18 protein-coding genes are annotated in these 18,898 nt (G+C 67.6%); 10 read left to right on the forward strand and 8 right to left on the reverse strand.

What is annotated here, in order from left to right; genetic code table 11:
- Positions 1-123 precede the first annotated feature (123 nt).
- The 3 genes from ACEI37_RS12205 (at position 124) to ACEI37_RS12215 (ending at position 1,982) form a co-directional block, all read left to right on the forward strand.
- The gene (locus ACEI37_RS12205) at positions 124-561 is read left to right on the forward strand and encodes an HIT family protein (protein ID WP_373379111.1); all 438 of its coding nucleotides are present in this window, start codon (positions 124-126) and stop codon (positions 559-561) included.
- Complete coding sequence (locus ACEI37_RS12210) at positions 558-1,460, forward strand: 3-hydroxybutyryl-CoA dehydrogenase (protein WP_373380250.1); 903 nt, start codon at positions 558-560, stop codon at positions 1,458-1,460. The genes ACEI37_RS12205 and ACEI37_RS12210 overlap by 4 nt, the downstream gene beginning before the upstream one ends.
- Positions 1,461-1,682: 222 nt before the next feature.
- Positions 1,683-1,982, forward strand: coding sequence for a hypothetical protein (locus ACEI37_RS12215; RefSeq protein WP_373379112.1), 300 nt, complete (start codon positions 1,683-1,685; stop codon positions 1,980-1,982).
- A 30-nt stretch (positions 1,983-2,012) separates the two neighbouring features.
- Here ACEI37_RS12215 and ACEI37_RS12220 read toward each other — a convergent pair whose 3' ends face one another.
- Both ACEI37_RS12220 and ACEI37_RS12225 read right to left on the reverse strand, forming a co-directional pair.
- A complete protein-coding gene (locus ACEI37_RS12220) occupies positions 2,013-2,435 on the reverse strand; it encodes a DUF3293 domain-containing protein (RefSeq protein WP_373379113.1) in 423 nt (140 codons plus the stop codon).
- Position 2,436: 1 nt separating this feature from the next.
- On the reverse strand, positions 2,437-3,105 hold the full coding sequence (locus ACEI37_RS12225) for a Crp/Fnr family transcriptional regulator (protein ID WP_354685648.1): 669 nt from the start codon (positions 3,103-3,105) through the stop codon (positions 2,437-2,439).
- Between the two features lie 237 nt (positions 3,106-3,342).
- Between ACEI37_RS12225 and ACEI37_RS12230 the strand changes: the two genes are divergently transcribed.
- From ACEI37_RS12230 to ACEI37_RS12260, 7 genes are all read left to right on the forward strand, one after another.
- A complete protein-coding gene (locus tag ACEI37_RS12230) occupies positions 3,343-5,334 on the forward strand; it encodes a long-chain fatty acid--CoA ligase (protein WP_373379114.1) in 1,992 nt (663 codons plus the stop codon).
- Positions 5,331-6,293 (forward strand): ABC transporter ATP-binding protein, encoded by a 963-nt coding sequence (locus ACEI37_RS12235; RefSeq protein ID WP_373379115.1) that lies wholly within the window; start codon positions 5,331-5,333, stop codon positions 6,291-6,293. Before ACEI37_RS12230 ends, ACEI37_RS12235 begins: the two co-directional genes overlap by 4 nt.
- 11 nt (positions 6,294-6,304) lie before the next feature.
- The gene (locus ACEI37_RS12240; RefSeq protein WP_062796483.1) at positions 6,305-7,219 is read left to right on the forward strand and encodes a branched-chain amino acid ABC transporter permease; all 915 of its coding nucleotides are present in this window, start codon (positions 6,305-6,307) and stop codon (positions 7,217-7,219) included.
- A gap of 123 nt (positions 7,220-7,342) precedes the next feature.
- The gene (locus ACEI37_RS12245) at positions 7,343-8,419 is read left to right on the forward strand and encodes a branched-chain amino acid ABC transporter permease (protein WP_062796485.1); all 1,077 of its coding nucleotides are present in this window, start codon (positions 7,343-7,345) and stop codon (positions 8,417-8,419) included.
- Positions 8,420-8,513: 94 nt separating this feature from the next.
- Positions 8,514-9,851, forward strand: a complete 1,338-nt coding sequence (locus ACEI37_RS12250) for an ABC transporter substrate-binding protein (protein WP_373379116.1) — start codon at positions 8,514-8,516, stop codon at positions 9,849-9,851.
- 203 nt (positions 9,852-10,054) lie between these two features.
- Positions 10,055-10,870, forward strand: coding sequence for an ABC transporter ATP-binding protein (locus ACEI37_RS12255; RefSeq protein WP_018003769.1), 816 nt, complete (start codon positions 10,055-10,057; stop codon positions 10,868-10,870).
- An 84-nt stretch (positions 10,871-10,954) separates the two neighbouring features.
- Positions 10,955-12,205 (forward strand): phenylacetate--CoA ligase family protein, encoded by a 1,251-nt coding sequence (locus tag ACEI37_RS12260; RefSeq protein ID WP_373379118.1) that lies wholly within the window; start codon positions 10,955-10,957, stop codon positions 12,203-12,205.
- A 219-nt stretch (positions 12,206-12,424) separates the two neighbouring features.
- Here ACEI37_RS12260 and ACEI37_RS12265 read toward each other — a convergent pair whose 3' ends face one another.
- From ACEI37_RS12265 to ACEI37_RS12290, 6 genes are all read right to left on the reverse strand, one after another.
- Positions 12,425-12,826, reverse strand: a complete 402-nt coding sequence (locus tag ACEI37_RS12265; RefSeq protein WP_373379119.1) for a YbaN family protein — start codon at positions 12,824-12,826, stop codon at positions 12,425-12,427.
- Positions 12,827-12,910: 84 nt separating this feature from the next.
- Entirely contained in the window at positions 12,911-13,888 is a 978-nt protein-coding gene (locus tag ACEI37_RS12270; RefSeq protein ID WP_373379120.1) for an NAD(P)H-dependent flavin oxidoreductase, read from the reverse strand.
- A 124-nt stretch (positions 13,889-14,012) separates the two neighbouring features.
- The gene (gene creC / locus ACEI37_RS12275) at positions 14,013-15,479 is read right to left on the reverse strand and encodes a two-component system sensor histidine kinase CreC (RefSeq protein ID WP_373379121.1); all 1,467 of its coding nucleotides are present in this window, start codon (positions 15,477-15,479) and stop codon (positions 14,013-14,015) included.
- Positions 15,480-15,488: 9 nt separating this feature from the next.
- Entirely contained in the window at positions 15,489-16,184 is a 696-nt protein-coding gene (creB, locus tag ACEI37_RS12280; RefSeq protein WP_373379122.1) for a two-component system response regulator CreB, read from the reverse strand.
- Positions 16,185-16,193: 9 nt separating this feature from the next.
- Complete coding sequence (locus tag ACEI37_RS12285; protein ID WP_373379123.1) at positions 16,194-17,318, reverse strand: NAD(P)/FAD-dependent oxidoreductase; 1,125 nt, start codon at positions 17,316-17,318, stop codon at positions 16,194-16,196.
- Between the two features lie 248 nt (positions 17,319-17,566).
- Positions 17,567-18,892, reverse strand: coding sequence for a sigma-54-dependent transcriptional regulator (locus ACEI37_RS12290; RefSeq protein ID WP_373379124.1), 1,326 nt, complete (start codon positions 18,890-18,892; stop codon positions 17,567-17,569).
- Positions 18,893-18,898 lie beyond the last annotated feature (6 nt).

Below are 18,898 nucleotides of genomic sequence, written 5' to 3' on the forward strand. Positions count from 1 at the left end.
CGGTAATCGCGCAGGGCGGCCGCGGTGAAGGGCCGCCCTGCGTTACACTCGAATGCTGCGCCGCATCTAAGCGCAACATAGCGCTGGCGGCAGCCAACCCCGAGACAACCGCATCACAAGACCATGGACACCCAGTACAACCCGAACAATATCTTTGCGAAGATCCTGCGCGGCGAAATGCCGTGCATCAAGGTGTACGAGGACGACGACACCATCGCCTTCATGGACATCATGCCGCAGGCCGACGGCCATACCCTGGTGGTGCCCAAGGAAGCCGCGGTCAACCTGTTCGACCTGTCGGAGCGCGGCGCCCAGGCCGCCATCGTCGCTACCCAGCGCGTGGCGCGCGCAGTGCGCGCGGCCTTCAACCCCGATGGCATCTCGATCGGCCAGTTCAACGGCGCCGCGGCGGGCCAGACCGTGCCGCACATCCATTTCCATATCGTGCCGCGCTACAACGACCAGTCGCTGCGCGGCCACGCGCGCGACATGCAGGAGCCGGAAGTGCTCAAGGGCCATGCCGAACGCATCATCGCCGCGCTGCGCGAGCAGGCGGCCTGAACCACGCATCCAAGCATTCAACCAAGCAAGCAGAGGAAGACAAGATGGCAATCAAGACTGTAGGCATCGTCGGTGCCGGCACCATGGGCAATGGCATCGCCCAGGCCTGCGCAGTGGTGGGTCTTAACGTGGTGATGGTCGACATCAGCGACGCCGCCGTGCAGAAGGGCGTGGCCACGGTGTCGGGCAGCCTGGACCGGCTGATCAAGAAGGAAAAGCTGACCGAGGCGCAGAAGACCGACGCGCTGGCGCGCATCAAAGGCAGCACGTCGTATGACGATCTCAAGGCCGCCGACATCGTGATCGAGGCCGCGACCGAGAACTATGACCTCAAGGTCAAAATCCTCAAGCAGATCGACGGCATCGTCGGCGACAACGTCATCATCGCGTCGAACACTTCGTCGATCTCGATCACCAAGCTCGCCGCCGTGACGGCGCGCGCCGACCGCTTTATCGGCATGCACTTCTTCAACCCGGTGCCGGTGATGGCGCTGGTCGAACTGATCCGCGGCCTGCAGACCAGCGACGCCACCCACGCCGCCGTCGAAGCGCTGGCCAGGGAACTGGGCAAGTACCCGATCACGGTCAGGAACAGCCCCGGCTTCGTCGTCAACCGCATCCTGTGCCCGATGATCAACGAGGCCTTCTGCGTGCTGGGCGAAGGTCTGGCCTCGCCGGAAGAGATCGACGAGGGCATGAAGCTGGGCTGCAACCATCCGATCGGACCGCTGGCGCTGGCCGACATGATCGGGCTGGACACCATGCTGGCGGTGATGGAAGTGCTGTACACCGAGTTCGCCGATCCGAAGTACCGTCCGGCCATGCTGATGCGCGAGATGGTGGCGGCTGGCTACCTGGGGCGCAAGACGGGGCGTGGGGTGTACGTGTATAGCAAGTAAGTCGGGCCGGCTTTGCCGCACCACCGGCGGCCGCCTGCGGGCGGCCGCTGCCGTTTCAAGTGCCCGCTTGCGGGTCGCACAATTCCGCTTACACCGCGTTATATACCGAAACAATCCGCCGCATCTGGTAACAGGAATGCGCGGTAGAGTGCACCCATTCCTTTACGACAACACCGCATCATGGCTCATCCGGTTCTCTTTGCAGCGCTGCTCGCTGGCGTCATGTCCTTGCTCGCGGCGCGTTCGGCGATGGCGCATGTGGATGTGGGCGTGCATATCGGCGCACCGGTCTATGCCGCGCCGGCGCCGGTCTATGTGGCGCCGCCGCCGCCCGTGGTGTACGCGCCGCGCTATCACGGCTGGCATGGCGACCGTTACTGGGACGGCCGGCGCTGGTATGGGCGGGGTGAGTGGCGCGGCCGGCATCACCATTACCGGCACCATCACCACCGGCATCACCACTATCGGCACCATGGCCATGGTCATCGTGGCCACCATGGCCATCGCGGCCACGGGCACTGATCGCTTGTCGGCCCGCGTTGGCCGGTCCAGTCAGCGCAACAGCACCAGTCGCGGCACCGCGTCGGCGCCGCTCCATACCACGGCGTTCTGCTGGTATGCCTGGCCCAGCGCCCGCGCGTCGGCCAGCGAGAGCCCGGGCACCAGGAAGCTCGGTTCGGCGGGCCAGCCGTTATCAGGATGCTCGCCAGCGGCTTCGATCGCGCGCAGTCCGAGTGCGCCGAGATCCTGTGCCAGTGCCTGTTGCCGGCGCGCGTTGGCCGCATCGTCGCAGCGCTGGCTGAACGGGTTGGCCGCGGTGATGAAGGCGCTGCAGTCCACGCCCAGCGAGCGGTGCAGCGCGGCCAGCGCGGCGCTGGGCTGGTCGATGCGCAAGGTCATCGGCGGGTCGCCCAGCACCCGGTAGTGCGTTTCGCGATACGCCCGCAGGGTCTCGGCGTCGATGGCGCTGCCCAACTTACTCCCCGTACTGCCGCAGTCCGTCGAGGTCCAGCACCTCGATCACGCCGTAGTCCACCCGCACCAGCCCCTGCTGTTCCAGCACCTTCAGCGCCTGGTTGGCGCGCTGGCGCGAGATGCCGGCGAGCAGGCCGATTTCTTCCTGCGAGATCTCCAGGGTCTTGCCGATGCCGGGATACAGGTGCTCGTTGAACAGCGACGACACCGCGCGCGCCACGCGCGAATCGATGTCGAGCAGCCGTTCATACTCCACCGCCGCAATGAACTGTCCCAGGCGCTCGTTGAACTGCGTCAGCAGGAAGCGCGTGAACGGCAGGCTGGTATCCAGCAGCCACTGAAAAGTGTCGCGCGGCAGGAAGGCGATGGTCGAGCGGCGCAGCGCCATCACGTCGTACTTGCGGATCTCCGACTTCAGCACCGCGCCTTCGCCGAACCAGCCGCCGGTAGGCACGCCGGTGAAGGTGACCGACTTGCCCGACGGCGACACCGTGGTGATCTTGACGATCCCTTCGAGCACGCCCATCCAGTGCTCGGCCTTGTCGCCCTTGTGGCAGACGTAGTCGCCCTGGCTGTACTCGTGCACGAACATGGCGCGACGCACGCGCTCGCGCTGCTCCGGACTCAGGTCTGCTGCCCACACGCAGCGGTCGACAAAATCGTTGAGCATGGCCTGCGGAAGCTCCGGTAGGGATTAACCCGGAATTGTCACCGGCGTGACAACCGGGGTGGGAGGCATGGGCTATCTTACGATCACCACGGAGCCGGGAAGTGCCGCAAAACAAGGCACCACGGGCTTGATGCGCTGCGGCATGACTGCCGCCAGGCAAAACAAGCCAAGTATAACCACCGGACCGACGCTTGACACCGCGCGTGGACCCCCACGCCGGAGGGACAGGAGACAGCGATGCAGGAATCGTCGGCGACGACCTTCCCGCGATGGCTGCTGGCGCACGCCCAGCAGCGGCCGGAGCATCCGGCGTATCGCGAGAAGGATCTCGGCATCTGGCAGACATACAGCTGGGCCCAGGCGGCGCAGCAGGTGAGGGCGCTGGCATGTGGTCTGGCCGCGCTCGGCTTCAAGCGTGGCATGAACCTGGCGGTGGTGGGCGACAACCGTCCGCGCCTGTACTGGGCCATGACCGCGGCGCAGGCTTTGGGCGGCGTGCCGGTGCCGCTGTACCAGGACGCCATCGCCAACGAGATGGTCTACGTGCTCAACGATGCGGAGATCGAATTCGCCATCGTCGAGGACCAGGAGCAGGTCGACAAGCTGCTCGAGGTGGAAGCCCAGCTGGCCGAGTCCGGCCGCGCGGTGCGCCACGTCATCTTCGAAGACCCGCGCGGTTTGCTCGACTACGACCATCCCTCGCTGATGTCGTACGAGCGCCTGCAGGAACTGGGGCGCGAGTTCGACCAGGCCCATCCGGGCTTCTATGACGAGGCCATCGCCGCCGGGCAGCCCGACGACACCGCGATCATCCTCTATACGTCCGGCACCACCGGCAAGCCCAAGGGCGTGTGCCATTCGCACCATGGCCTGATCGGCTCGGCGCGCAACGGCTGCGCCTTCGACAAGCTCAACGCCGACGACGACGTGCTGTCCTACCTGCCGATGGCGTGGGTCGGCGACAACCTGTTCTCGTATGCGCAGGCGATGGTGGCGGGCTTTACGGTGAACTGCCCGGAATCGCGCGAAACGGTGATGACCGACCTGCGCGAGATCGGACCCACCTACTACTTCGCGCCGCCGCGCATCTACGAAGGCCTGCTGACGCAGGTGATGATCCGCATGGAGGATGCCGGCTGGATCAAGCGCAAGCTGTTTCACTGGGCCATGGACGTGGCGCGCCGCTGCGGCACCGCCATCCTGGACGGTCAGCCGGTATCGCTCGCCGAGCGCGCGCGCTATGCGCTGGGCGAGGCGCTGGTCTACGGCCCGCTGCGCAATGTGCTGGGCATGAGCCGCATCCGCGTGGCCTATACCGCGGGCGAGGCGATCGGCCCGGACCTGTTCCGCTTCTACCGCTCGATCGGCGTGAACCTGAAGCAGTTCTACGGCCAGACCGAGACCTGCGCCTATGTGTGCCTGCAGCCCGACGGCAAGGTCAAGTTCGACTCGGTGGGACCGGCCGCGCCGGGCATGGAAATCCGCATCGCCGACAACGGCGAGGTGCTGGTGCGCGGCGTGGGCCTGCTCAAGTCCTACTACAAGCGCGACGATGCCACACGCGAGGCCATCAATGACGAGGGCTACTTCATGACCGGCGACGCCGGCGTGATCGACGCCGACGGCCACCTGAAGATCATCGACCGCGCCAAGGACGTGGGCAAGCTCGCCGATGGCTCGATGTTCGCGCCCAAGTACATCGAGAACAAGCTCAAGTTCTTCCCGTACATCAAGGAGGCGGTGGCCTTCGGCAACGGCCGCGACCAGGTCTGCGCCTTTATCAACATCGACTTCGAGGCGGTGGGTAACTGGGCCGAGCGCCGCCACCTCCCGTACGCGGGCTATGTCGACCTGGCCGCGCAGCCGGACGTGCTGGAGATGATCGGCGAATGCGTAAACCAGGTGAACGCAGACCTTGCCAACGACCCGATGCTGGCCGGATCGCAGATCGCGCGCTTCCTGGTGCTGCACAAGGAGCTGGACCCGGACGACGACGAACTGACCCGCACGCGCAAGGTACGGCGCGGCTTTATCGCGGAAAAGTACGGCGTGCTGGTCGAGGCGCTCTATGCGGGCAAGACCGAGCAGTTCATCGAGACGCGCGTCAAGTTCGAAGTCGGGCGCGAGGGCAGCGTGTCGGCCACGCTGAAGCTGGTGGATGCCAGGCGGCTGCCGGTAGCGGCGCGCGGCATAACCGCCATAACAGCACAGGTGGAGGCAGCAACATGACACAAGTGGCCTGGCAAGGCGCCGGCAAGCGCGAATGGACCGCGGCGGCGCGCACCGATGCGAGCGGCGCGGGCGGTGGCGGGGCGATGGCGCCGGCAGGACCGCTGCCCCCCGCCGGGCTGGCGGACGACGGCGGCGTGCATCCCGGTACGCGCCATGCGCAGCGCACCGGCGCGCAGGCGCGCACCGGCGGCGAGGTGATCCTGGACCTGCAGCATATCTCGCTGTCGTTCGGCGGGGTCAAGGCGCTGACCGATATCTCGTTCGACGTGTGCGAGCACGAGGTGCGCGCCATCATCGGCCCCAACGGCGCCGGCAAGAGTTCGATGCTGAACGTGATCAACGGCGTCTACCACCCGCAGCATGGACGCATCGTGTTCCGCGGCGAGGAGCGCAAGCAGATGCACCCGACCGCCGCGGCGCGCCAGGGCATTGCGCGTACGTTCCAGAACATCGCGCTGTTCAAGGGCATGACGGTGCTGGACAACATCATGACGGGCCGCAACACGCAGTTCCGCACCTCGTGGTTCGCGCACGCGCTGTGGTGGGGCCCGGCGCGCAACGAAGAGATGCGGCACCGGCAGAAGGTGGAGGAGGTGATCGACTTCCTCGAAATCCAGTCGATCCGCAAGACCCCGGTGGGGCGCCTGCCGTATGGCCTGCAGAAGCGCGTCGAGCTGGCGCGCGCGCTCGCGGCCGAGCCATCGATGCTGCTGCTCGACGAACCCATGGCCGGCATGAACGTGGAAGAGAAGCAGGACATGTGCCGCTTCATCCTCGATGTGAACCGTCAGTTCGGCACCACCATCGTGCTGATCGAGCATGACATGGGCGTGGTGATGGATATTTCCGACCGCGTGGTGGTGCTGGACTACGGCAAGAAGATCGGCGACGGCACGCCGGAAGAGGTCAAGGGCAACCCTGACGTGATCAAGGCATACCTGGGCACTTCGCACTGAGGGTCTGAACCATGACGTTCTTCTTTGAAATCCTGCTCGGCGGCCTGCTGTCGGGACTGATGTACTCGCTGGTGGCGCTGGGCTTCGTGCTGATCTACAAGGCCTCGGGCGTGTTCAACTTTGCCCAGGGCGCGATGGTCTACTTTGCCGCGCTGGCGGTGGTGGGGTTGATGGACAAGGGCATGCCGATGTGGGCCGCGGTGATCGGCGCCTTCGTGGTGATGATCCTGGTGGGCATGAGCACCGAGCGCTTCGTGTTGCGCAAGCTGGTCAACCAGCCGCCGATCACGCTGTTCATGGCGACCATCGGGCTGTCGTTCTTCCTGGAAGGGCTAGGGCCGCTGTTGTTCGGCAATGAAGTGCGCCCGATCAACCTGGGCATTGTCGACGAGCCGATCGAATCGATCCTGACCACTTTCAACATCGTCATCTCCAAGTTCGACCTTGCCGCCGCGGCCATCGCCGGCGTGCTGGTGGGATCGCTGGCGCTGTTCTTCCAGTACACCAAGGTCGGGCGCGCGCTGCGCGCAGTGGCCGACGACCACCAGGCCGCGCTTTCGCTGGGCATACCGCTGCAGAACATCTGGGCCATCGTCTGGGGCGTGGCCGGCTTCGTCGCGCTGGTGGCCGGCATGCTGTGGGGCTCGCGCAATGGCGTGCAGTTCGCGCTGACGCTGACCGCGCTGAAGGCGCTGCCGGTGCTGATCCTGGGTGGCTTTACCTCGGTGCCCGGCGCCATCGTCGGCGGACTGATCATCGGTGCCTCGGAGAAGCTGGCCGAGATCTATATTCCGCCGGTGTTCCAGTCGATGTTCGGCGGCAACTTCGGCGGCATCGAGGGGTGGTTCCCGTATGTGTTTGCCTTGCTGTTTCTGCTGGTGCGGCCGGAAGGGTTGTTTGGCGAGAAACACATTGATCGCGTTTAAGCCCGTCATTCCCGCGCATACCCAAAGGGCACGTGGGCGGGAATCCAGTGACTTTCACCGCTAACGCTTCAAAGACGCTGGGCTCCCGCCTTCGCGGGAGCGACGAGCAGGAAGGAGACAAAGATGTTTTATCGTGAAGCCGGCCAGTTCAAGACCAGCTATGTCGCCGACAGCCAGATCTTCCCGATCCGCCAGGACCGCATCGGCTTTGCGGTGCTGATGGCGATCGCCTTCGTGGCGATCCCGTTCATTGGTTCGGAATACTGGTTCTCGGCCATCCTGATCCCGTTCCTGATCTTCTCGCTGGCGGCGCTGGGGCTGAATATCCTGACCGGCTATGCCGGCCAGCTGTCGCTGGGGACCGCGGCCTTCATGGCGGTGGGCGCATACGCGGCCTACAACTTCCAGCTGCGCATCGAAGGCATGCCGGTGCTGCTGACCTTTATCCTGGCGGGCCTGTCGGCGGCGCTGGTGGGGGTGGCGTTCGGGCTGCCGTCGCTGCGCATCAAGGGGTTCTACCTGGCGGTGGCGACGCTGGCGGCGCAGTTCTTCGTGGTGTGGGCGCTGACCAAGTTCCCCTGGTTCTCCAACAACAGCTCGTCGGGCGTGATCACGGCGCAGCGGCTGGACCTGTTCGGCTACGCCATCGACACGCCGGTGAAGAAATACCTGTTCGTGCTGGCCATCGTCACGGTGCTGGCGCTGGCGGCCAAGAACATGGTGCGCTCGGCCACCGGCCGCGCCTGGATGTCGGTGCGCGACATGGACGTGGCGGCGGAAGTCATCGGCATCCCGCTGATGCGCACCAAGCTGCTGGCGTTCGCGGTCAGCTCGTTCTACTGCGGCGTGGCCGGCGCGCTGTATGCGTTCTGCTACCTGGGCTCGGTCGAGCCGGACGGGTTCTCGCTGGACCTGTCGTTCCGCGTGCTGTTCATGATCATCATCGGCGGCGTTGGCAGCATCATGGGCTCGTTCCTGGGCGCGGCCTTCATCCTGCTGCTGCCGATCTTCCTGGACAACGTGCTGCCGCCGCTGGCATCGCTGCTGCACCTGCCCTTTACCAATGCCACCGTGTCGCACATCCAGTTGATGGTGTTCGGCGGGCTGATCATCTTCTTCCTGATCGTGGAGCCGCACGGGCTGGCCCGGCTGTGGCAGATCGCCAAGGAGAAGCTGAGGCTGTGGCCGTTCCCGCACTGACGGAGCGGGGTGTTTTTGCCTGATAGCAGTTCCTGACTGAATTATTGAAGCAGACGTATAACGAAACGCTCGACCGAGGGCGAAGGAGACTGTCATGACCAACCTGATCCGAAACGTGCAACGCGCCGCCCTGGTGGTCAGCGCCGCGGCTGCACTGCTGGCGCCGGCGGTGCCGGCACTGGCGCAAAGCAACGAGCAGTTCATCGCGCTGCCGAGCTATCGCGTGGGACCCTACGGCGCCAACGGGCAGTCCTGGTATGGCGGCTTCATCGACTACCTCAACTACGTCAACCTCAAGGACGGCGGCGTCAACGGCGTCAAGCTGAGCTGGGAAGAGTGCGAGACCGAGTACAACAACGCCAAGGGCGTCGAGTGCTATGAGCGCCTGAAGTCCAAGAACGCCACCACCAAGGGCACCGCGTACCACGCGATGTCGACCGGCATCTCCTACGCGCTGGTCGACAAGACGGCGGCCGACAAGGTGCCGCTGGTGATGATGGGCTACGGCCGCACCGATGCGGTCGACGGCTCGGTGTTCCCGTACGCGTTCCCGCTGGTGACCACGTACCAGATGCAGGTCTCGGCTATCGTCAAGTACCTGGCCAGCAAGAACGGCGGCTCGCTGGCCGGCAAGAAGATCGTCTACCTGTACCACGACTCGGCCTATGGCAAGGAGCCGATCGTGGCGCTGCAGGCCGAGGCGCGGCTGGGCAAGTTCAACCTGGTCGAGATCCCGGTGGCGCACCCCGGCAACGAGCAGGGCGCGCAGTGGCTGAAGATCCGCCAGGAGAACCCTGACTACGTGATCTTCTGGGGCTGGGGCGTGATGAACCAGACCGCGCTGAAAGCCGCGCAAAAGGTTGGCTTCTCACGCGAGAAGATGATCGGCTCCTGGTGGGCGGGCTCCGAGGAAGACACGGTGCCGGCCGGCGATGCCTCCAAGGGCTACATGAGCGCGACCTGGAACGTGGCCGGCAAGAACGTGCCGCTGATCGCCGATATCGAGAAGGTGGTCTATGGCGCCGGCAAGGGCAATATGCAGGACAAGAACAAGGTGGGTTCGGTGCTGTACAACCGCGGCGTGTCGGCGGCGGTGGTGACGGTGGAAGCGGTGCGCGTGGCGCAGGCCAAGTTCGGCAAGGGCAAGCCCATGACCGGCGAGCAAATGCGCTGGGCCTTCGAGAACCTGAACCTGACCAATGCCCGCCTGCAGCAACTGGGCGCCACCGGCCTGCTGCCGGAGATCAAGACCAGCTGCGAGAACCATGAGGGCTCGGGCAAGGTGAAGATCCAGCAGTGGGACGGCAGCAAGTGGGTGGTGGTGTCGGACTGGATCGAGGGCAACAAGAGCCTGATCCACCCGCTGTTCAAGGCCACCGCGGCGCAGTACGCGAAGGAGAAGGGGATTACGCCGGCGTGTTCGAAGAGCTGATGGGCCCCGACTCCCGACGGTTTGCTCCCCTCTCCCGCTAGCGGGAGAGGGGCGGGGGTGAGGGCGGGCGCTGGCCATAGCGAGGCCATTCACTTCGTGGCGACGCCCGCCCTCACCCCAACCCTCTCCCAGAGGGAGAGGGAGTACACCGGCAGCAAGCTGAAAGTCCAACGCAACATCGCCACATCACCACGACCCGCACCATGAGCCTCCTGTCCGTCAACAACATCGAAGTCATCTACGATCACGTGATCCTGGTGCTCAAGGGCGTCTCGCTCGAAGTGCCCGAGGGCAAGATCGTGGCGCTGCTGGGCGCCAACGGCGCGGGCAAGACCACCACGCTCAAGGCCATCTCCAACCTGCTGCAGGCCGAGCGCGGCGATGTCACCAAGGGTTCGATCGAATACCGCGGCGACCGCGTCGACCAGCTTACCCCCAACGACCTGGTGCGCCGCGGCGTGATCCAGGTGATGGAAGGGCGCCACTGCTTCGCGCACCTGACCATCGAGGAAAACCTGCTTACCGGCGCCTACACGCGCGGCCTGTCGCGCGGCCAGACCCGCGATGAGCTGGAGAAAATCTATGAATACTTCCCGCGCCTGAAGACGCGCCGCAAGTCGCAGGCGGGCTACACCTCCGGCGGCGAGCAGCAGATGTGCGCGATCGGCCGGGCCATGATGGCGAAGCCCGCGATGATCCTACTGGACGAGCCTTCGATGGGGCTGGCGCCGCAGATCGTCGAGGAGATCTTCGAGATCGTGCGCGGCCTGAACTCGCGCGAGAACGTCAGCTTCCTGCTGGCCGAGCAGAACACGATGGTGGCGCTGCGCTACGCAGACTACGGCTACATCCTCGAGAACGGCCGCGTGGTGATGGATGGCGACGCCGAGTCGCTGCGCACCAACGAGGACGTCAAGGAGTTCTACCTGGGCGTGGCCGCCAACGACGCCGACGGCCCCGGCCGCAAGTCGTTCCGCGACGTCAAAAGTTACCGACGCCGCAAGCGCTGGCTGGCCTAGCAAGCGACCGTTTTTCACCCGGCTTGTCACCACGCGCACCTCGGCGCGGGGCAGGCCGCATCCCCTTCCCTGACGCACAGCACCATGCCAGAACACTTCGATCCGCTCGAAACCCGCGCGCCGGAAGTCCGCGAGCAGGCGCTCCTTGCCGCCCTGGCACGCCAGGTGGCCCATGCGCGCGAACACGCGCCATACTTTGCCGAACTGCTGGATGGCGTCGATCCGCGCCTGCTGACCTCGCGCGCGGCGCTGGCCCAACTGCCGGTCACGCGCAAGTCGGACCTGAGCGTGCGACAGCGCGCGCTGCCGCCGCTGGGCGGGCTCAACGCGACGCCGCTGGGCAAGCTGCGCCACGTGTTCCAGTCGCCCGGCCCGATCCACGAGCCCGACGGCCACGACGCCGACTGGTGGCGCACCGCGCGCGCCATGCACGCCGCGGGCTTTCGCGCCGGCGACCTGGTCTACAACACCTTCTCCTACCACTTCACCCCGGCCGGCATGATGATGGAAAGCGGCGCCCACCGGCTGGGCTGCTGCGTGTTCCCGGCCGGCGTTGGCCAGACCGATTCGCAGGTGCAGGCGCTGGCCAGCCTGCAGCCGGCCGCCTATGCCGGCACGCCGTCGTTCCTCAAGCTGCTGCTGGAGCGCGGCGATGAGCTCGGCACGCCCTGCACCAGCCTGGCCAAGGCGCTGGTCTCGGGCGAGGCCTTGCCGCCGTCGCTGCGCAACTGGTTCCGGGATCGCGGGGTGCGCGTGCAGCAGATGTACGGCACCGCCGATGTCGGCCTGATCGCCTATGAAACCGAAGGCGGCGACGGCTGGGTGGTGGACGAGGGCGTGCTGGTCGAGATCGTCGAGCCCGGCGGCTCGCGCCCCATGCCCGAAGGCGAGACCGGCGAGGTGGTGGTGACGGTGCTGGGCAACGGCGACTACCCGCTGATCCGCTTCGGTACCGGCGACCTGTCGGCGGTGGTGCCGGCGTCGTCGCAGCGGCCCAGCCCGTGCGGCCGCACCAATATCCGCCTCAAGGGCTGGCTCGGGCGCGCCGACCAGGCCACCAAGGTCAAGGGCATGTTCGTGCATCCCGGCCAGGTGGCCGACGTGCTGCGGCGCCATCCGGAAATCCGCGCGGCGCGGCTTGTGGTAACGGGCGATCCGGGCGCCGACGTGATGACGCTGCGCTGCGAGGCGACGCGCGAGGATGCCGAGTTGCAGCGCGCGGTGGCGGAGTCGCTGCGCGAGGTGATGCGGCTGCGAGGCGAGGTGGCGTTCGTGGCGGCGGGCTCGTTGCCGCAGGATGGGCGGCTGATCGAGGATGCGCGTAAGTACGAATAAAACTAGTGGCGGCTGACGGGCCCGACGCAGTTGACGCGCCGGCCCTCTCCCCCGGCCCCTCTCCCGCAGGCGGGAGAGGGAAGCAAACCGTCCGCCGGCGAGGGCGTTAGTGCTTGTCAGCGCCCCACGCAATCGCTCCCCTCTCCCGCGCGCGGGAGAGGGGTGGGGGAGAGGGCAGGAGCCTCCACGAAGTAAAGGCCGTCAATAGTCCGGAAAGCCTCAAGTCTTCCCACCCTCCGCCGGCCGCGTCGGCAACCGCACCATCCACACACTGACCCCCACCGCGCACGCCAGCAACGCCGCCGACACCAGCGGCCGCCCGCGCAGCAGCCACGCCGTGGTCCCCATCGACAGCCACATCATCGACAGCGCCAGGCACTTCGCCTTGAACGGGATGCTGCGGTGCCGCTGCCAGTCGTGGACCAGCGGCCCGAAGCGCGGATGCCCCAGCAGCCATTCATGAAAGCGCTGCGAGCCGCGCGCGAAGCAGGCCGCGGCCAGCAGCACGAAGGGCGTGGTCGGCAGCACCGGCAGGAAGATGCCGATCACGCCGAGCAGCAGGCACACCCCGCCGAGCGCCACCCAGGCGGCGCGCAGCACGCGCTGGCGGTGGCTCGGCACGGCGTCAGGATCGGGCGAAAGGTCGGGGTTGGAAGGCGGCAATGGTCGGACAAAGGGCCGCCACGCGGCCCGGTGAGGGATCGGTCAGCGCGCGATGCCCAGCCGCGCCTTGGCGGCATCGTACTCCGACTTCATGCGCGCGACGATCTCGCCGGCGCTGGGGATGTCGTGGATCTGGCCGACGCCCTGGCCGGCGCCCCAGATGTCCTTCCATGCCTTGGCCTTGGAGGTGCCGCTGGAAAAGTCCATCTTGCTCTTGTCGGCCACCGGCAGGTTGTCCGGGTCCAGGCCCGCGTTGCTGATGCTTTCGCGGATGTAGTTGCCGTGCACGCCGGTGAACAGGTTGGTGTAGACGATATCGGCGGCGGCCGAGCTGGTGATCGACTGCTTGTACGTCTCTGCCGCGTGCGCCTCCTGCGAGGCGATAAAGCGCGTGCCCACGTAGGCGAAGTCGGCGCCCATGGCCTGCGCGGCCAGCACCGCCTCGCCGGTGGCGATCGAGCCCGACAGCGCGATCGGGCCGTCGAAGATCTTGCGCACCTCGCCCACCAGCGCGAACGGCGACAGCATGCCGGCATGCCCGCCGGCGCCCGCGGCGACCAGGATCAGGCCGTCGACGCCCGATTCGATCGCCTTTTCGGCATGGCGCAGGCTGATCACGTCGTGCAGCACGATGCCGCCGTAGCTGTGCACGGCGTCGATCAGTTCCCTGGGCGGCGCGCGCAGCGAGGTGATGAAGATCGGCACCTTGTGTTCGACGCAGACCTTGATGTCATGCTCCAGGCGCGCGTTGGAGGCGTGCACGATCTGGTTGACCGCGACCGGGCCCACCGGTGCGCCGGGATTGGCGGCCTTGAAGGCGGCCAGCTCGTCCCCGATCCGGGTCAGCCACTCGTCGAGCAACTCGGCCGGGCGCGCATTGAGCGCCGGGAACGAGCCGACGATGCCGGCCTTGCACTGCGCCAGCACCAGTTCCGGGTAGCTGACGATAAACATGGGCGAGGCAATCACGGGCAGGGCCAGGTTCTGCAGGGCCTGGGGCAGTTGCTTGGCGGCGGGCATGGTGTCTCCTGAACTACTGGCGGGCAATGGGAAGTGCCCTAAATGAACGGTCGTTCGATTATAGGGAGTTTCAGCGCAGTCACGTTAGAAGCCCCAGTCTATGCCGGTCCGGCCGGCACGGGGGCTAGGCCGCCGGCAAGACCAGCTCGGCCAGCGCGCCGCCGCCCGGGCGGTTGGCCAGCGTCACGTCGCCATGATGCAACGTTGCCACCTCGCGCGCAAAGCACAGGCCCAGACCGGTGCTCTTGTCCGCACCGTGCGGGCGCGGCAGCGAGTAGAAGCGTTCGAACACGCGCGGCAGCGCGTAGTCGGGAATGCCGGGGCCCTGGTCGGCCACGGCGATGGCCAGTGCGTCGCCGCGACGTTCCAGCCGCACCGTGACCGCGGTGCCCGGCGGGGCGAAGTCGATGGCGTTGTCGAGCAGGTTGGCAATGGCCTGGCGCAGCAGGAACGGGTCGCCGCAGACGTGGCCGCTGGCGTGGCCGGCGTCGGTGTCAGGCCCGGCCTCCGCCTCGCACTGCAGCGCGACGCCGCGCTGTCGCGCACGCGGCTCCAGCTCGGCGCACAGCTGCGCCAGCAGCGGCGTCAGCACCACCGGCTCGCACACTTCCAGGCGCTGGCGCTGTTCCACCTCGGCCAGCGCCAGCAGCTTGCGGATCATGGTTTCCAGCCGTCCGGACTGGGTTCGGATATTGGCGACGAAGCGCTGGCGGTCGGGCGCCGGCATCTCTTCCTGCAGCAGCTCCGCCGCGCCGCCGATGGCGGCCAGCGGACTCTTCATCTCGTGCGTCAGCGTGTGGATGTAGTGCTCGACATACTGCTTGTCTTCCAGCCGCTCGCGCATGCCCTGCACCGCGCGCCCCAGCTCGGCCAGCTCGCCCGCGCCGCGCAGCGGCATCTCGGCGCGCTCGCCGGCCGCCACCGCGCGCGCGTAGCCGCGCAGGCGGCTCAGGCCATGCACCAGCCACAGCGTGCAGGCCAGCCCGATCACGCAGGCGGTGCCGATCAGCAGGCCGCCATAGAGCAGGATCTTGCGCTGGCTGCGCGCGATGAACGGCGCCATCGCCGCATTGGGCTTGGCCACGGTCAACACGCCGATGATGCGCTCGCCATTGCTGTCGACGTCACGCACCGGCGCGGCCACGTGCATCACGGTGCTGGTCTCATCGTCGGGGTCGGCGCGCGTGCTGCGCGCGCCGTACTTGCCGCGCAGCGTCAGGTAGACGTCGTTCCAGCGCGAGTAGTCGCGGCCCACGTCGGTGCCGGTGGAGTCGAAGCGCACGATGCCGCTGGCATCGGTGACGTAGACACGATAGCCGATGCTGTCCTTGTGCAGCCCCGAGACCTCGGCATTGACCGGCACCTCGCGCAGCGCCGCCATATGCCGCGCGAAAGCGCCGTCGGCGATGCGGCCGGCCTTGAGGTCGTCGGCGGCTAGCGCGGCCAGTACGTGCGCGGTATCGATCAGCGTGTCTTCCATGGCCTGGCGCACGCCCGGCTTGACCTCTTGCACGAACACGCGCAGCGTCAGCACCGTGGCCAGGCCCACGATCAGGAAAAAGCCGAAGAAGATGCGCAGGCCGATATGCATGGCGCGCGCTCAGGGCTCGAGCGAATAGCCCATGCCGCGATGGGTGCGGATGCGCTCGGCGCTCTCGGCAGACACCTCGCGCAGCTTGGCGCGCAGGGTCTTGATATGGGTGTCGACGGTGCGGTCGCTGGTGTCGAGCGCGCCCGCCCACACCGCGTCCATCAGCTGCGCTCGCGAGTAGATGCGGCCCGGATGCGCCACCAGCAGGGCCAGCAGCAGGTATTCGTAGCGCGTCAGCGCCAGCCAGTGGCCGTGGTAGGCCAGGCGGGCGCCGTCCTGGTCGTGGGTAAAGCCGGCCGCCTCGCCGGGCTTTGGCGTGGCGCCGCCGCCGCGGGCCCGGCGCAGGATGGCGCGCACGCGCGCGGCCAGCTCGCGCGGCGAGAACGGCTTGACCACGTAGTCGTCGGCGCCGATCTCCAGCCCGACGATGCGGTCGATCTCTTCATGGCGCGCGGTCAGGAAGATCACCGGCGCATCGCTGAAGGTGCGCAGTGTGCGGCAGACCTCGAAGCCGCTCAGGTCCGGCAGCCCAACGTCCAGGATCACCAGGTCGGCCCGCGCGGCACGCAGGCACGCGAGCGCGTCGCCGCCCAGCGTGCAGTGCTCGGCCAGCATGCCGTCGGTGCGCAGGGCATAGAGGATGGTGTCGGCGATGGCCTGCTCGTCTTCCACCACCAGGATGCGCGGTTGTTCCATGCCCGGCATTCTAGCCCGTCAGGCGCTGGCCGCCGCGCGCGCCGGCGCTGCCGGTTCCGAACCGCGCTGGTGGAAATAGATCTGCTCCGCGACCCGGCGCAGTGGCGGCGAATACAGCATCAGGTCGAACGGCCAGTCGCACTGGAAGCGCTCGAACATCCAGCGCAGCGCGCGCTTGGCGCGAAAGCGCGGCGCGCTGGCGCTGGCCACGGCTTCCGGCGCGGGCCCGCAGCGCAGCAAATGCGCGGCCACGGCTTCGCCGACCGACTCGCCGTGGGCAAAGGCATAGTGGATGCCGCCCGCGGTCAGCGGCGACACGATGCCCGCGGCGTCGCCGGTCAGGATCACGCCGTCGCGCGCCAGCGGCCACACCGGGCCGCCGCACGGGATCAGCCCGGCGCGGGTCGCCGCCGGCCGCGTCAGCTGGGGCAGGCCGGCGCGCTCGCGCACATGCGCCAGCAGTCCGTCCAGGTCCGGCGCGCGGCCGCGCCGCGGCAGGTAGCGCAGCGCCAGCCCGGCCTGCACGCCGGTGGGGTTCTGCGCGATCCAGCCGATATAGCCGGGCGCGAAGCGGCGCGTGATGAAGCAGTGCAGCGCGTCCGGCTCGGGCAGCGACAGCCCCGGGAATTCATACTCCACGCCGTACAGAAAGCTGTGCGCGCGCCCCAGCCCGGCGCATTGCGCCACGCGCGACTGCGCGCCGTCGGCGCCGACCAGATAGCGCGTCTGGCCCACGCCGGTGACATGCCAGCCGCCGTGGCGCGGCACCGCGCCGACGAAGGCCTGGCCCAGCCGCAGCTCGACCCGGTGGCGCACCAGCTCCGCCGCCAGCCAGCGCATCAGCCGCGGCGTATCGGTGGTGTGGAAGTAGTAGCCGGGCGCGCTCAGGCTCAGGCTGCGCAGCCGCGGCGAGTACAGCTTCACTTGCTCGACGCGATGCACGCAATCGGCCGGCGCCTGGCCCAGCCAGGTCTGCTCGATCGCTTCCCTGACCAGAATGCCGGTGGTGTGGAGCTTGCCGCCCGGATCGGTCTTGCGTTCAAGCACCAGCACGCGCAGGCCGGCGCGCGCGGCGGCCAGGGCGCAGGCGGCACCGGCAAAGCTGGCGCCGGCGATGACGAGTTCGTAGTCGAAGGAGGGCATGGCGGTTTCCGGAGAGCGAAGGGCTCCAGTCTGGCCAGCCGGGGTGAGGGCAATGTGTGGTGGGTGTGAAGCGGCGAAGCGCCGCTGGACTCGATCCAACCCGAAAAAAAACGCCCCGCATGCGCGGGGCCATCAATTACCACGAAGACTGATACACACGGCGGGCACCTGCCAATGCCGCAGCCGCATACGAAGCATAGGCCGGCAATGTGACGGCGCCGTGGCAGCGCGATGAAGCGCGCATGACATCACAGCCCGTAGCGCTTGATCTTGTCGTAGAGCGTGGCCTTGCCCACTTGCAGCAGGTCCGCGGCCTGGCTGACCGCGCCGCCGGTGCGCGCCAGCGCGTCGGCGATCACGGCGCGCTCGAAGTGCTCCATGCGTTCGCGCAGCGGCGCGGTGTCGTCGGGGCCCGCCGCCTGCGCGCCGGCCTGGCCGCCCTCGGGCACGCCCAGCACCATGCGGTCGGCGGCATTGCGCAGTTCGCGCACGTTGCCCGGCCACGGGCGCTGGGCCAGCGCCTGGCGCTGCGCCTCGGACAGGATCGGCGCGGGCCGCTGGTAGCGCACCGCCGACACCAGCGAAAAATGCTCGAACAGCGGCACGATGTCCTCGCGCCGCTCGCGCAGCGGCGGCAGCGCGATGGTGACGACATTGAGCCGGTAATACAGGTCTTCGCGGAAGGTGCCTTGCGCCACCAGCGCATCCATGTCGCCCTTGGCCGCGGCGACGATGCGCACGTCGATCGTCACCGAGGCATTCGACCCCAGCCGCTCCAGGGATCCTTCCTGCAGCACGCGCAGCAGCTTGACCTGCAGCGCCAGCGGCATGCTCTCGATCTCGTCGAGGAACAGCGTGCCGCCCGAGGCATGCTCGAGCTTGCCGATGCGGCGCTTGCCGGCACCGGTGAAGGCGCCGGCTTCGTGCCCGAACATCTCGCTCTCGAAGATGGCTTCGGGCACCGCGCCGCAGTTCAGCGCGATAAAGGGCCCCTCGGCACGCCCCGACAGCGCGTGCAGGCTGCGCGCGACCAGTTCCTTGCCGGTGCCGGTCTCGCCGTTGATCATCACCGGCACGTCGGTGGGCGCGACATTGGCCACCAGCGCGCGCACCTGCTCGATCGCAGGCGAGCGGCCGATGATGCGCGTGCCGGCGGCGGGTCCGGCCAGTTCGCGGCGCAGCGCCTGGTTTTCCAGTTCCAGCGCGCGCCGTTCCAGCGCGCGGCGCACGGTGTCGGTAAGGCGGTCGGCGCCGAACGGCTTTTCGATGAAGTCATAGGCGCCTTCGCGCATCGCCTGCACTGCCATGGTGATGTCGCCGTGGCCGGTCACCAGGATCACCGGCACGCCGGGCGCGGCGTTGCGGCAGTGCTGCAGCAGGTCCAGCCCGCTCGCCCCGGGCAGGCGCACGTCGGTCACCACCACGCCGGCAAAGGCGCCGTGCAGGTGCGGGATCGCGGCTTCGGCCGAGGGCAGCGCCAGCACGCGGAAGCCCGCCAGCTCCAGGCTTTGCGCGGTGGCCTGCCGCACCAGCGGCTCGTCTTCGACAAACAGGACACGCAGACCGTCTTGCATCGCAGT

Source organism: Cupriavidus nantongensis (genome assembly GCF_041726985.1).
GTDB lineage: Bacteria > Pseudomonadota > Gammaproteobacteria > Burkholderiales > Burkholderiaceae > Cupriavidus > Cupriavidus nantongensis_A.